Origin of the sequence: Mycobacterium sp. 1165196.3 (genome assembly GCF_001673415.1) — a bacterium.
GTDB lineage: Bacteria > Actinomycetota > Actinomycetes > Mycobacteriales > Mycobacteriaceae > Mycobacterium > Mycobacterium europaeum_A.
In genome coordinates, this window is sequence record NZ_LZLU01000139.1 from 1 (window position 1) to 12,010 (window position 12,010).

General features: G+C 65.1%; 17 protein-coding genes and 1 pseudogene. 10 read left to right on the forward strand and 8 right to left on the reverse strand.

Annotated features, from left to right (window positions below; all coding sequences use genetic code 11):
- Positions 1–184: 184 nt before the first annotated feature.
- Together A5659_RS28975 and A5659_RS15200 are read right to left on the reverse strand one after the other, a co-directional pair.
- A pseudogene (locus tag A5659_RS28975) lies at positions 185–268 on the reverse strand (hypothetical protein); the annotation flags it as partial.
- A 61-nt stretch (positions 269–329) separates the two neighbouring features.
- Positions 330–953 carry a TIGR03086 family metal-binding protein gene (locus A5659_RS15200; RefSeq protein ID WP_067182214.1) on the reverse strand — a complete coding sequence of 208 codons (624 nt, stop codon included), beginning with the start codon at positions 951–953 and terminating at the stop codon, positions 330–332.
- 57 nt (positions 954–1,010) lie between these two features.
- Here A5659_RS15200 and A5659_RS15205 point away from each other — a divergent pair, with 57 nt between their 5' ends.
- Positions 1,011–1,442, forward strand: a complete 432-nt coding sequence (locus A5659_RS15205; protein WP_067182189.1) for a MarR family winged helix-turn-helix transcriptional regulator — start codon at positions 1,011–1,013, stop codon at positions 1,440–1,442.
- Positions 1,443–1,512: 70 nt separating this feature from the next.
- Here the strand turns inward: A5659_RS15205 and A5659_RS15210 are convergent, their stop codons facing one another.
- The 3 genes from A5659_RS15210 to A5659_RS15220 all read right to left on the reverse strand — a co-directional run bounded on the left by A5659_RS15210 (position 1,513) and on the right by A5659_RS15220 (position 4,452).
- Positions 1,513–2,544: a fused (3R)-hydroxyacyl-ACP dehydratase subunits HadA/HadB gene (locus tag A5659_RS15210; RefSeq protein WP_067182193.1), complete on the reverse strand. Its 1,032-nt coding sequence runs from the start codon at positions 2,542–2,544 to the stop codon at positions 1,513–1,515.
- A gap of 287 nt (positions 2,545–2,831) precedes the next feature.
- A complete protein-coding gene (locus tag A5659_RS15215) occupies positions 2,832–3,698 on the reverse strand; it encodes a hypothetical protein (protein WP_067022492.1) in 867 nt (288 codons plus the stop codon).
- 382 nt (positions 3,699–4,080) lie between these two features.
- A complete protein-coding gene (locus tag A5659_RS15220) occupies positions 4,081–4,452 on the reverse strand; it encodes a hypothetical protein (protein WP_067182198.1) in 372 nt (123 codons plus the stop codon).
- A gap of 106 nt (positions 4,453–4,558) precedes the next feature.
- Between A5659_RS15220 and A5659_RS15225 the strand changes: the two genes are divergently transcribed.
- The 6 genes from A5659_RS15225 to A5659_RS15245 all read left to right on the forward strand — a co-directional run bounded on the left by A5659_RS15225 (position 4,559) and on the right by A5659_RS15245 (position 8,863).
- On the forward strand, positions 4,559–5,032 hold the full coding sequence (locus tag A5659_RS15225) for a GtrA family protein (RefSeq protein ID WP_067182201.1): 474 nt from the start codon (positions 4,559–4,561) through the stop codon (positions 5,030–5,032).
- 84 nt (positions 5,033–5,116) lie between these two features.
- Positions 5,117–5,401: a hypothetical protein gene (locus A5659_RS15230; RefSeq protein WP_067022488.1), complete on the forward strand. Its 285-nt coding sequence runs from the start codon at positions 5,117–5,119 to the stop codon at positions 5,399–5,401.
- A 53-nt stretch (positions 5,402–5,454) separates the two neighbouring features.
- A complete protein-coding gene (locus A5659_RS15235; protein ID WP_067182205.1) occupies positions 5,455–6,195 on the forward strand; it encodes an SDR family NAD(P)-dependent oxidoreductase in 741 nt (246 codons plus the stop codon).
- 99 nt (positions 6,196–6,294) lie between these two features.
- The gene (locus A5659_RS15240) at positions 6,295–7,728 is read left to right on the forward strand and encodes an FAD-binding oxidoreductase (protein ID WP_067182207.1); all 1,434 of its coding nucleotides are present in this window, start codon (positions 6,295–6,297) and stop codon (positions 7,726–7,728) included.
- A 111-nt stretch (positions 7,729–7,839) separates the two neighbouring features.
- A complete protein-coding gene (locus A5659_RS27775; protein ID WP_156748759.1) occupies positions 7,840–8,010 on the forward strand; it encodes a hypothetical protein in 171 nt (56 codons plus the stop codon).
- A 175-nt stretch (positions 8,011–8,185) separates the two neighbouring features.
- Positions 8,186–8,863 carry a Crp/Fnr family transcriptional regulator gene (locus A5659_RS15245; RefSeq protein WP_066861106.1) on the forward strand — a complete coding sequence of 226 codons (678 nt, stop codon included), beginning with the start codon at positions 8,186–8,188 and terminating at the stop codon, positions 8,861–8,863.
- Here the strand turns inward: A5659_RS15245 and A5659_RS15250 are convergent.
- From A5659_RS15250 to A5659_RS15260, 3 genes are all read right to left on the reverse strand, one after another.
- Entirely contained in the window at positions 8,860–9,306 is a 447-nt protein-coding gene (locus A5659_RS15250) for a VOC family protein (RefSeq protein ID WP_066861109.1), read from the reverse strand. The genes A5659_RS15245 and A5659_RS15250 overlap by 4 nt on opposite strands.
- A 37-nt stretch (positions 9,307–9,343) precedes the next feature.
- Positions 9,344–10,219, reverse strand: coding sequence for an alpha/beta fold hydrolase (locus tag A5659_RS15255; protein ID WP_197498023.1), 876 nt, complete (start codon positions 10,217–10,219; stop codon positions 9,344–9,346).
- Between the two features lie 113 nt (positions 10,220–10,332).
- Entirely contained in the window at positions 10,333–10,671 is a 339-nt protein-coding gene (locus A5659_RS15260) for a nitroreductase/quinone reductase family protein (RefSeq protein ID WP_067138662.1), read from the reverse strand.
- A gap of 133 nt (positions 10,672–10,804) precedes the next feature.
- Between A5659_RS15260 and A5659_RS15265 the strand changes: the two genes are divergently transcribed.
- The 3 genes from A5659_RS15265 to A5659_RS15270 all read left to right on the forward strand — a co-directional run.
- Positions 10,805–11,158, forward strand: a complete 354-nt coding sequence (locus A5659_RS15265) for a UBP-type zinc finger domain-containing protein (protein WP_066861116.1) — start codon at positions 10,805–10,807, stop codon at positions 11,156–11,158.
- A gap of 72 nt (positions 11,159–11,230) precedes the next feature.
- Complete coding sequence (locus A5659_RS28830) at positions 11,231–11,353, forward strand: hypothetical protein (protein ID WP_255362945.1); 123 nt, start codon at positions 11,231–11,233, stop codon at positions 11,351–11,353.
- Positions 11,347–12,010, forward strand: a 664-nt coding sequence (locus A5659_RS15270) for an MFS transporter (RefSeq protein WP_156749235.1), incomplete at its 3' end; no start/stop codon positions are given. The genes A5659_RS28830 and A5659_RS15270, both read left to right, overlap by 7 nt.

Consider the following 12,010-nt stretch of genomic DNA (forward strand, 5'->3'; position numbering starts at 1 on the left):
CCCACTACTAAAGGGGGCGACTTGGCGTAGGGCCGAGGAAACCTCGCCCCCGATCTCGTCGCCGAAGACCGCAACGGATGACGATTGCTGCGAATTTCACGCGCCTGTCTCACGCAGCGCTGCACAGGTGCAGCCGAACGTGAGGAGCTGCAGTCGAAGCTCAGAACCTACAAGAGTTACCGGATCACCGCGCCATGTTGGTGAACCGCGACAAGTGCAGCTGGTGCGCGACGGTCACCGTCTTGGTGGGGCCGTTGCGGTCTTCGGCGACGAGATCGGGGGCGAGGTTTCCTCGGCCCTACGCCAAGTCGCCCCCTTTAGTAGTGGGGTCAGCGCTTTCGCGATGTCGCGGCCCAGCTGGGGTCGCGACCGAGGTAGCGCAGGATCTTGTCCAGGCTGGACTGGCTGAGGCCATCGGTGGCGTGCGCAAACGGTGCGCCGGGGACGTCTCGCGCCTCGCCCTCTGGGGCGAGGAGAGCAAGAGGCAGCGCAGCGTCCACCACCTCGTCGGCAAGGGTGAATGGCATCCCTAGCGCTTTCGCGACGTCCCAGCCATGGACGACGTAGTCGACGAAGTGAAAGCCGATGGCCACCGCGCCGGGGAACTTCGCGCCCGGCCCGAAATCGGGAAGGGTGAACGACGCGTCGAGTACCGCGTCGTCGGCGAATGCTGCGAGCACGTCCTTCGCTGCGTCGGCGTAGGCCGCACCAGGGTCGGCGGCGACCGCATCCCTCACAGATGCCGCGTCCCATACCTTGGGCTCACTGCCGAACCCCCGTGCGGCCGCGGCGAATCCGCGGTGTTGGATGGTCATGTGGGCGAGCAGGTCGACCAACTGCCAGTCAGCACATGGGGTGGCCGCGTTCAGATCAGCGTGCTGCACGGAGCCGACGATGCTGGTGGAGGTCATCACGGCGATGCGGTGCAGAGGGCGAATGTCCGGAAAGTCCATAGGCATAAACCGATCATATGCATGTGCATATGATCTGACAACGCTTATAGTTGGCTGATGGCACCCAAACCACGGCGAGATGACTTGGCGGCGATGCTGCATCCACTGCTCAGGGACCTCGTCGCAGCGGAGATGCCGATCCTCGCCGCGCACCACGTGAGCATGTGGGGGTACGTCGTTCTGGATGCGTTAGATCGGTCGCCTGTGCGCACACAAGCAGCACTCGCGGAGGCCATCGGCGCGGACAAGACGCGGATCATCCCGACGCTCGACGAGCTCCAACAGCGCGGCTACATCGAGCGCAGGCCTGACCCAGATGACCGCCGGGTCCGCCTGCTCGAAATCACGCCAGCCGGCCGCGAGGTCAAGAACGCGGTGCAAGCCGAAATTCAACACAGCGAAGAACACTGGCTAGGCGAGCTGACGACGGAGGAGCGCAGGGTGTTTCTGCGAGCACTTGAAAAGCTCAGCAAATTGAGAACCCAATGACTCCAGGGGATCATCCAAGGTCTGGGCCACCGCGTGAGCGACCCGTGAGATCTACAAGCTCGAACACACGTCAGCGGAAACGGATGTTCAACGTCGCCAGGCCAAATATCTTGCGGCCAGCCGACTTCGCGCCGACGATCACGACTCCGCTGCGGGTTTCCGGGTCCAGTGACTTGATCCGGCCGCTGTACTCGATGTCGGCACCCTCGGTGGCCGACACGACCACGGGCTGGGACAGCCGCACCGCGTAGCGGGTCACCGCACCGGGATCGCCTGACCATGCCGAGCCGAATCCGGCACCCAACGCCATGGTGAGCATTCCGTGGGCGATCACGTCGGGCTGGCCCGCCAGTTTGGCGAGGTTCTCGTCCCAATGGAGCGGGTTGGCGTCGCAGGCCACACCGGAGTAGTTCACCAGGTCGCCGCGCGACAGTCGCGCGTGGTGGACCGGTAACTCGTCGCCGACCTTCACGTCATCGAAGGACGGCGTTCCCGGGGTGCGGGTGGTGCCTGCGTGGGCGATCTGAACCTCGTCCGCCGGGCGCACCGTCTTCTGGTAGTCCTCCTCGGAGTAGTCGATGCCGGCGAGGTTCACATCGTGCATCATCACCTTTTCCGCGACGCTTCTGATCGCCGGATCGACATCCTCGGCGGTGACGCCCACGACGGTGGTGTGCAGGGTGTGCACCCGCTCGCCGGCCGTGTCGGTGAACGTGTTGGTCACGGTGATCAAGTCTCTGCCGGCGATCCTGCGCACCGATGACAGTTCGACGTCAACGTGCAGTTCGTCTCCGGCCACGATCGGGCGGTGCTGCTCGAAGACTTCTTCGGTCTGCAGGTACATCTCGTAACCGATGACCACCGATTCGAACAAATGCCGATTGGCGGCCATGGCCGGGGCCGACGTGAACGTCAGCGGCGCCACCAGGTCCGGATATCCCAGTTCAGCGGCGGCGTCGAGTTTCCAGTGCGCAGGGTGATAGTCCTGCACGGCGCGGGCGAACTCGCGTAGTTTCTCGCGGCCGACCTGGTAAGTGTCTTCGATCCGGTAGTAGTGGCCGACCCGCGCTTCGAGTGCCGACGCTTCGGTTGCTGCTGTCATGGATTGCTCAACTTTTCTGTCGGCCTGTTCACGGAAGCCGACCTACGCACACTAACCCGGCGACATCAGGCCACCGAAGGCCGCAACGCGGAGGACAAGATTGCCCGAGTGTGTTACCGCTGGCCGACCCTGGCCGAGGCCGTCGACACTCGACGTCGCTCAGCCACTTCGCCGGTGACCTGACGTCAGCCTTGAACACTGCGGTTTCAGTGGCTCCTACACCGAGGGCGTTGCGCGCATTTCGCAGAGCGTTTTGTGCCGGAATGCCCGATGGTCCGCAACTCTTGCTAGCGCACTAGTCCTCGCCACGCGAGGAACAACACCAGCAGCAGAATTACCACCCAGTTGCTAACCGCATGCGCAGCGGCGGAGCTGGCGACGGCACGTCGTCTCACCTGATCAACACGGTCATACCTAGCTGATATTTGCTCACCTAGGTTGTGAGTCCATTCGTTACGTCGGCGCTCATTTTCCGTCCACACCTGTTCACGTTCTCTATGCAATTCCGCCCAGGCGTCGGGGTTCTCATCCATATTGTCGGGCATCGCAGGAGACGGCAGACGCTCGTATTGAGGCATTTGTTGCGCCGCCTCCAGCTCGGGGCTGAGTGTCGCAATGGCGCGCAGGTACACCATCAGGAAGTACAGCCCGCTAAAAGTCAGCGCTAAGCAAGCCGCGATCGGTATCCCCGCCCACAAATGAGTCAACCCGAACACGACTTGCCTCGTCACTTTTCGGCGGACACCTTGTTGTTCAGCGCGATAGCGAAACGCGAGCTCTTCGGCATGGGCCACCCACGGAACCAGAGCGGCTACGACGATTGGCACCGCGACTCCGACCACTGCCCAGATCCACCCGCTCTGCCCCGTCTGTGCGAGACCGACGTTGCCGCTGTTGCCCAGCATCCGCCACCAACCCCAACTGAGCAGCGGGAACACGTTCACGAGCGCGAAGTAAACAGCAATCACCACGGTGAGCTGGCCAATCGCCGCCGGAATCATCCACCAGCGCATGGCCAGAACTGTTTGGCGATACTCCTGGCGCAGACGTGCGTGACGAACCACGTTGTGAAGCGACCGCAACATACTTCCGGCAATAAAAGCCACAACGACGGCCGTCAAAACGGTCGCCGGTGTTCCGTGCAGCATCGTCACTCAGCCATTTTGACAAGCGGGACCGATTCCTGCGGATCGTTCTATAGGTTGGCTACGGCTGAGCCACCATCGGTTGTTTCAAGCCCGAACCGCCCTTGTAGGAACCTGGCTGGACGTACACTCTCCAGTCATGAACAAGGTTACGAGAGTCTTGTTTGCGCTGGTGCTCGCCTCGGCCGTCTCAACCACGTCGGTGAGCTGTGTACCTCCCTACTGCCCCCTCACGGGCGGCCCGGCCGTCATCTGCTAGTCACCAGCGGCCGCTGATGGGGCGAGACCCTAGCCCCACGATGTGCCGACCGCTAATCGTATTTGGCGAATCCAGTTGTGCGACTTGAGGTCTGGGGCCTCAAGCACGAATCATATTGGCAGGAACGCGGGTTCAGAAGGCCATGTCATAGCAGACCCAGAGCAAGGGGCCGGCCAGGAGCAAAGCCAGCAGAGTCACGCCACCGATGAGCCGCCACGCGATGGTCGAGCGAAAAATGACCGCGGTAATCGCCGAAGCGGTCGACAGGACAATCAACACGGCCGCGATGACGACCTCGGTGCGCGCCGATTGCACCGCGGATTCGGACGACGGCGGAAAGAACCCGGCTTCCAATTTGAACGCCAAAGCGTGGTTGCTCGAGACCGTCAGCAGCAGCAGAAGGGCGAGCATCATCGTCGCCAACCCGATCAGCGACAGGCATGCCCCAAAGATATTGCGGTTCGCCGGATCTATCGGGCCGGTGTAGTGGGGCATCTCGTCCACATTCCGAATCGTAGGGCGTAATCCGCAGCGAAAGGAACGATGCGCGATCGGCCGAAGTTGGCCAACTGATCACCCAATAGATACCTGGTCATGTCACCGTGCTCAGGTGCGAGCGGAACCCTCGGCCAGCCACTCAGGCGTGGCCGGCCGGTTCCACAACTGGTGCGAGGCGGTTGTCGGCCGGCTGCCATTCGGCCTGAAGGCGGTCGTCGCGCCGACGCTCGTGGGCTTCTGTGTGATCAACGGTTTCACCTTCGGCCTCGACCTGACGATCCTGACGGGCTTGCGCAGCGGGCTCGCCCTTCCGGTGCCCATCGCCGTGACGATCGCCTACGGATGCGCCCTCACACTCAGCTACGTCCTCAATCGCGTATTGAACTTTCGGTCCCACGCCGCGGTCGGGCCTCAGGTGCTGACCTACGCCGTGGTGGTCGCCGTCAACTATCTGGCTTTCATCCTCGGGGTTACCACGGCGCTCGCGGCCGTCGGCGTGCACTATCAGCTGTCGCGCCTGGCGGCGGGCGGCTGTGAAGCGGTGTACATGTACAGCGCGATGAGGTGGGTCGTCTTCCGGCGCTGAGCGGCCCCACCGATCCGGGACTTGGTGGCCGAGGTGTAGCCCACCCGTGACCTCCGCGCGACGGCGACGAAGGACGCTCGACAGGTGACGGTAATCGCGGTGATCGCCGCGCTCGCGACGGCAACCTGCCTCGGCTACTACGCGGGACGGCGCGCGGCCTCGCCGCCGCCGAGCTGGAGGAAGCGAACCAGCCGCATCGCCCTGAGCAGGCAGGCCATCGGCCTGCTCGCGATGATCGCCGTGCGCCGCATCCGGCAACGCGTGCGGGCCGAGCGCATCGTCTCCGACATCGCCGCCAGATACGGCATGAGAATAGTTGCGCCACCGCATCTTCGGCGCGGCAGCGTGGTGCGGTTGCGGTCCTGGTAGAGCCCACCAAGTAGTCTGCCGAATCGACTGTCGCCAAGAAGGACGGAACGGGCATGACTGCACTACAAGACAAAGTGGCGTTGGTGACCGGGGCGTCGTCGGGCCTCGGCGCAGAAACCGCAAAGTTGTTCTCCCGGCAGGGCGCAACGGTTTTCGGCATCGGCCGCGATGCCCGGCGCCTGGCTGACGTCTTCGCCGATATCGAAAGCGGCGGGTTTGCGTCGGTGGACATCGGGTCGGCGCATGCCTGCCGGGACGCGGTCGCGCAGTGCGTGCGTGATTTCGGTGGCCTCGACGTCCTGGTCAACGTCGCCGGGCGACACCAGATGCGCCGCACCGAGTCTCTGACCGACGACGACTGGGAACAGGACCTTGCGGTCAACCTCAACGGACCGTTCTACCTGTGCAGGGCTGCCCTGCCCCACCTGCTGGAGCGCGGTGGAAACATCGTCAACGTCAGCTCCATCGCCGGCGTCGAAGGCCAGGCCTACTCGGCCGGCTACTGCGCCGCCAAGCATGGCCTGATCGGCCTCACCCGCGCGTTGGCCGTGGAATACACCGCGGACCGCTTGCGCGTCAACGCGGTATGTCCAGGCGGAATGCTCACGCCGCAGATCGAACAGTTCAGCACGCCAGACGATCCCAACTACGACCTGATCATGCGCACGGCCTCACCGCGCGGCATGATGCAACCCCTCGACGTCGCCAACGTCATCGCATTCCTCGCCAGCGACGCCGCGGCCGCCATCCACGGCGCGGTCTATCGAGTCGACAACGGCAAAGGCGCCGGGTAACGGTTCGAGCACGTTTGGATCACCCCCCGACACGTCGTGCGGCACCACGCTTGCCGTCGTTGACAATTCGAGGCATGAGGCAATCGCGGGAGCCCGACGATGGCGCGTGAGATCTCGCGGCAGCTATTTTTGCGGGGCGCCGTCGGGGCGTTGGCCACCGGCGCGGTCCTCGGCGCACCCCGAGTGGCGGCCGACCCGAGACCCACAGGTTGGGAGGGGCTGTCCACGGCCCTCGGCGGGAAGGTGGTGCTTCCGGACAGCCCCCAATTCGCCGGAGCCAAGCAGGTTTTCAACACCAACTACAACGGGTCGACGCCGGCGGCGGTCGTCACCCCGACATCGGCGGCCGACGTTCAGAAGGCGATGGCCTTCGCGGCAGCCCACAACCTGAAGGTCGCCCCCCGCAGCGGCGGACACTCCTACATCGGCGCGTCGACCGCGAACGGAACCATGGTGCTCGACCTGCGCCAACTGCCCGGGGACGCCAACTACGACGCCGCGACGGGACAGGTCACGGTGACGCCGGCCACGAGTCTGTACACGATGCACCGGACGCTGGCCGCTGCCGGTCGGGGCATCCCCACCGGTACCTGCCCGTCAGTCGGTGCCGCCGGGCATGCGCTCGGTGGCGGCATGGGGGCCCAATCCCGGCATGCCGGCCTGCTCTGTGACCAGCTGACGTCGGCGTCGGTGGTGTTGCCCAGCGGTCAAGCGGTCACCGCGTCCGCCGCCAGCAATCCCGACCTGTTCTGGGCGCTGCGCGGCGGCGGTGGCGGCAACTTCGGCGTGACCACCTCCCTGACCTTCGCCACGTTTCCCACCAAAGACGTCGACGTCGTCAACCTCAACTTCCCGCCGCAGTCCTTCGCGCAGGTCCTCGTCGGTTGGCAGAACTGGTTGCGCACCGCCGACCAGAACAGTTGGGCGTTGGCGGACGCCACCGTCGACGCGATGGGTGTGCATTGCCGGATCCTGGCGACCTGCCCGGCCGGGTCAGGCAACAGCGCCGCGGCCGCGATCACCCAGGCGGTGGGGCTGCAGCCGTCGGGCACGGAGAACCACACGTTCAACTACCTGGACCTGGTGAACTATCTGGCCGTCGGCAATCTCAACCCGTCACCGCTCGGCTATGTCGGTGGATCAGACGTCTTCACCACCGTCAACGCGGGCGTGGCGCAGGGGATCGCCGCGGCGGTCAATGCGTTTCCCCGCGGCGCCGGGCGCATGCTGGCCATCATGCACGCGCTGGACGGTGCCCTCGCCACGGTGGCGCCCGGAGCCACCGCTTTTCCGTGGCGGCGCCAGTCGGCGCTGGTGCAGTGGTATGTGGAAACGGGCGATCCCGCGGCCGCGACCAACTGGCTTACCACGGCACATCAAGCCGTGCAACAGTATTCGGTCGGCGGCTATGTCAACTACATCGAGGCCAACCAGTCGCCCTCGCGCTATTTCGGCCCGAACCTATCGCGGCTGAGCGCCGTGCGGCAGAAATACGATCCCGGCCGGATCATGTTTTCGGGGCTCAACTACTAGGGCCGAACGCCGTCCCGGGCCCGGCGTCCATGGGCAGTCGACACTCGGTGGTTAGACCGGCTTGGCACGGGGTACTTCCAGTGTGTCTTCGGCGAGTGAAGGGTTTAGCGAATGGCAATCGAGCACGGTCGTGCGCGGTGCCCCCGCTGCATGGCGTGGGCGCAGTACCGGTTTCTGGAACGCGATGACCACAAGCTCGAGTATCAGGTCGATTGTGATGCATGCGGAAACCTGTACTCCGAGGTGACCATCGCGTCGACCGTCACCACGTCGGCGGCATAAGCGGCCCGCTCCGCCCACTCAACGGCGCGTCGCTGCACGTCCAGCCCGCGGCCTGACCTGCCGCGTTACGAATCTCGGGCCTGGTGTAAAGTCTGGACAGCGAGCCAAGACGCCCCCACTCTGGAGCAGCGCCTAGCGCGCGCAACGCCGTGCGAAACGCGTTGAAAGGGGCGGCGTGAACGAAGTATTGGCGCGAGCCGGCATCTTCCAGGGGATCGCTCCCGATGCGGTCGAGGCGTTGGCTCGCCACCTGGAGCACGTGTCGTTTCCGCGCCGGCGCACCGTCTTCGTCGAGGGCGAGCTGGGCGATGACCTCTACGTCATCCTGTCGGGTGCGGTGAAGATCCGCCATCAGACCACAGACGGTCGCGAAACCGTCTTCGCGGTGCTGGGTCCCGGGGACGTGTTCGGTGAGCTGGCGCTCTTCGATCCCGGCCCGCGGACCTCCACGGTGATCACCCTGACCGAGGTGGAAGCGGTCAGGATGGACCGTCGCGCGTTGCGGACATGGATTGTCGAACGCCCCGAAATTGCCGAGCAGCTGCTGCGGGTGCTGGCGCGCCGGCTTCGGCATACCAACAACACGCTGTGCGACCTGATCTTCACCGATGTCCCCGCCCGGGTGGCCAAGCAAATCCTGGACCTGGCAATGCGTTTCGGCACCAGCAGCGGGGGATCGGTGCTCGTCGAGCACCACCTCACGCAGAAGGAACTCGCCCAACTCGTTGGCTCGTCGCGCGAAACCGTCAACAAAGCCCTGTCCGACTTCACCCAACGCGGATGGATCCGCCAGCAGGGCAAGGCCCTCATCATCGACCAACCCGCGAAACTGGCCCGCCGCGCCAGGGCTTAACGCCCCGCGTGCGCCAAGGGCACGGGCGCCGGCATCAGGACGATCGTCCACGCGTCCGGGTCGAGAAAGGCTATCGCCCCATTGCGGGCCCACCACGGGTTGTCGAGCACGACCTGCTCGGCTCCCGCGTCGCGGCACCTGCTCGCGACCGCTTGCTGATCGTCAGCCGAGTTGAAGTAGAACACCAGCAGGTTCTCCCGCGTCGGCGCGGTTCCGTCGATACCGTCGCGATGGGCGACGAATTCAAGGTTGTATTGATCGCCGGGCAGTCCGAACATGACGACCGCCCATTCGCCGTCATCCGCGGAATGCAGCTGGGGCAGCGACAACACGTCCCGGTAGAACCGGACTATCCGCTGCAGCTGGGCCGTGGGTCGGGCCACCCGGACCTGCACTGCGGGCAACGCCGACGGCCACGAACCGACACTAGGCATCTCAGGCATGCGGGCCCCTCTCTGGAATGCATAGACGAGTCAAACCCTAAGTGATCGACCAGAATTCAAGCAGGGTCCGCAAGGTCGCGACGAGGGGGAGTGGCTGGTCCAGCATCGGGTGGTGGCCGGCCAGGGCCAATTCCACGAACGGGCCACGCAGCTGAAGCAGGGAACGGATGCGTTCGGCCATCGCGGGAGGCACCAGCCCGGCCTCACACCGCAAATAGCCTACCCGGCAACGCATCGCGGCCAGCATGGTCTCCAGCGACTCCTCGTCGGCCGGTGTCGGTTCGAGAAATTCACCGCCGTAGATCGCCGGGTCGAACTTCCAGATCCAGCCCTCGTCGGTTTTGCGCACCGACTCGGCCGCTATGTGCTGTCGGATGTAGGGCAGGAGCAACTCCTGTGCGGGCACCGCCGTAAAGCGGGCCAGGATCTCATCTTTCGTCCGGTATTGGTTGTGCTTGTGCCTGCGCAGCCGCCCTTCCTCCGGGGCGCGCTCCCACAACGGGGAGTCGATCACCAGCATGCTGTTGATTTGGGGGCTGTAGTGCATCGCCGCCGTGGACACGACCCAACCGCCCATGCTGTGGCCGATGATGGTTGGTCGTCCTGCGGGTCCCGCGGCCGCGGCGGCCGCCATCACTTCGCTTGCCCACGTTCGCAAGTCGTAGCTGCCACGGGCTTCGCTGTCCCCGTGCCCGGAAAGATCCGGCGCGATCACCCGATGGGTTTGGAGAAAGAACGGCGCGATGTGATCCCACCAACCCGAGTGCGCTCCACCACCGTGGACGAGGACCACGGGCGGTTGATGGGCATCACCCCAGACGCGCAGATGTATGCGGCAACCGTCGACGTCCACGTCGACGTGGTCCGGCCTGTGATTCAGTGCTGCGGTGAACCAGGCTGGCGTGATCGGCATCTGGCGCGAACGGGCAAACAGTTTTCGACCTCCGAGGACTCAAACACCCTGTCGTGAAGCAGTTTCCGCTCGGTGCCGCCCACGACGGTTCGCCCGGTTGGGAATTGTGGAGTTCACGAATGCGCCTCGGCGAGCCGCACCGTGACGGTTACGCGTCCTCTTTCATCCTGCTTGGCGACGGCATGTCCAGCGCGATCGGCCCCGTCGAGGCGCAAGGTCAGGGGTCCGCCGGTGTTCAGGAAGTTGCGCCACCACGTCTTCGCCTCGGGCATGCCGACGCCGATGACGATCTCGTTCCCGCTACGTCGATAGGACACCGGGATGCTGAAGGTGCGCCCGGAGCGTCTACCCGTGTAGGTCAGCATGGTGATGTTGCGGTTGAGCAGTCCGCCGAAGCGGCGGGAGTTGGCCAGCGCGGCTATCGGCGCATTGAAAAGGGGCGCGGCTCGCATCAGGAGGCGGCCAAGTTGTTCGGAACGCACGTGGAAAGTATCGCAGCAAACGTGATGCCGGCCGCAGGGACAAGCGGGTAGCATCCCCGCGCAGATGCGCTAACAGCTGCCATGCACGAGGGAGGGGGCGCCGATGACTGCTCCTGTCGACCCTTCGGTACCGCCCAGCGGCGTGGGCTGCCTCGAGTGCGACGCGACCGGCGGTTGGTGGGTGCACCTGCGTCGTTGTGCGGCTTGCGGGCACATCGGCTGCTGCGACGACTCGTTCTCTCGCCATGCGACCAAGCACTGGCAGCAGACCGGGCATCCGATCATCCGGTCATTCGAGCCGGGCGAGGATTGGTTCTGGAACTACGAGGCCAACGACTACTACGAGGGTCCCGAGCTCGCGCCGCCCGAGTGCCGCCCCGAGGATCAGTCGGTTCCCGGGCCGCGCGGGCGGGTTCCACACAACTGGTTCGAGCTGCTGCGCCATCGAGACGGCTAACGCTTCGCGTGGCGGGTGTGCGGGGCCCGGTTTAGACTCTTAATCCCGCTACCACGCGAAAGGCGTTCTGTCATGCCAGAGGTCGATCTCGGCTCGCCGTTGGTATTCGCCGACCCCCTCGCGTGTGTGGCCGCCGATGCGCTTCGCTGTGGTATGCGGTTCGAGCACGGTGGTGGCCCGCAGATCCAATGGTGATTCAGGATCGGGAGAGCGCCGAGGCTGAGCAGCCGTCGGCATGGGCACCGCTCCGCAACCGCGTGTACCGCAGCCTGTTCATCGCGCAGCTGGCGTCCAACGTCGGGACATGGATGCAAAGCGTTGCGGCCCAATGGTTCTTGGTGGAAAAGCACAGCAGCGACGTCATCGTGGCGCTGGTGCAGACCGCGAGCCTCGGACCGACGCTGCTGCTAGGTCTTTGCGCCGGCGTACTCGCCGACCTGTTCGACCGGCGGCGGTTGCTCTTTGTCCTGCAGTCCTACGCGGTGCTGGTCGCCTTGGCGCTGGCAGTGCTGACCTACCTCGGGCGGATGACCCCGACGTCGCTGCTGGCGTTCACCGTGGCCATCGGTTGCGCGTCCGCACTGGCCGGGCCGGCCTGGCAGGCGATCCAGCCCGAGGTCGTCCCTCGCGCGCAGATACCGGCCGCTTCGACCCTGGGCAGCGTCGCGGGCAACGCCGCACGAGCGATCGGACCGGCGATCGGGGGTGTCGTGGTGGCCGTGTCCGGACCCGCGGCGGCCTTTGCCATCAACGCGGTGTCGTTCGCCGGAATCATCGTTGCCCTCGCCGCCTGGAAGCGGCCCAAGCAATTCGCCCCGTTGGAGCGGGAACATTTCGGCCACGCCATCCTCA

Coding starts and splice junctions, on each gene's coding strand:
- A5659_RS15250 (WP_066861109.1), bottom strand. CDS start 9,306: ATGCCTGAGATGCCTAGTGTCGGTTCGTGGCCGTCGGCGTTGCCCGCA.
- A5659_RS15210 (WP_067182193.1), bottom strand. CDS start 2,544: ATGACAGCAGCAACCGAAGCGTCGGCACTCGAAGCGCGGGTCGGCCAC.
- A5659_RS15200 (WP_067182214.1), bottom strand. CDS start 953: ATGGACTTTCCGGACATTCGCCCTCTGCACCGCATCGCCGTGATGACC.
- A5659_RS28830 (WP_255362945.1), top strand. CDS start 11,231: ATGCCAGAGGTCGATCTCGGCTCGCCGTTGGTATTCGCCGACCCCCTC.
- A5659_RS27775 (WP_156748759.1), top strand. CDS start 7,840: ATGGCAATCGAGCACGGTCGTGCGCGGTGCCCCCGCTGCATGGCGTGG.
- A5659_RS15255 (WP_197498023.1), bottom strand. CDS start 10,219: ATGCCGATCACGCCAGCCTGGTTCACCGCAGCACTGAATCACAGGCCG.
- A5659_RS15205 (WP_067182189.1), top strand. CDS start 1,011: ATGGCACCCAAACCACGGCGAGATGACTTGGCGGCGATGCTGCATCCA.
- A5659_RS15235 (WP_067182205.1), top strand. CDS start 5,455: ATGACTGCACTACAAGACAAAGTGGCGTTGGTGACCGGGGCGTCGTCG.
- A5659_RS15260 (WP_067138662.1), bottom strand. CDS start 10,671: ATGCGAGCCGCGCCCCTTTTCAATGCGCCGATAGCCGCGCTGGCCAAC.
- A5659_RS15240 (WP_067182207.1), top strand. CDS start 6,295: ATGGCGCGTGAGATCTCGCGGCAGCTATTTTTGCGGGGCGCCGTCGGG.
- A5659_RS15265 (WP_066861116.1), top strand. CDS start 10,805: ATGACTGCTCCTGTCGACCCTTCGGTACCGCCCAGCGGCGTGGGCTGC.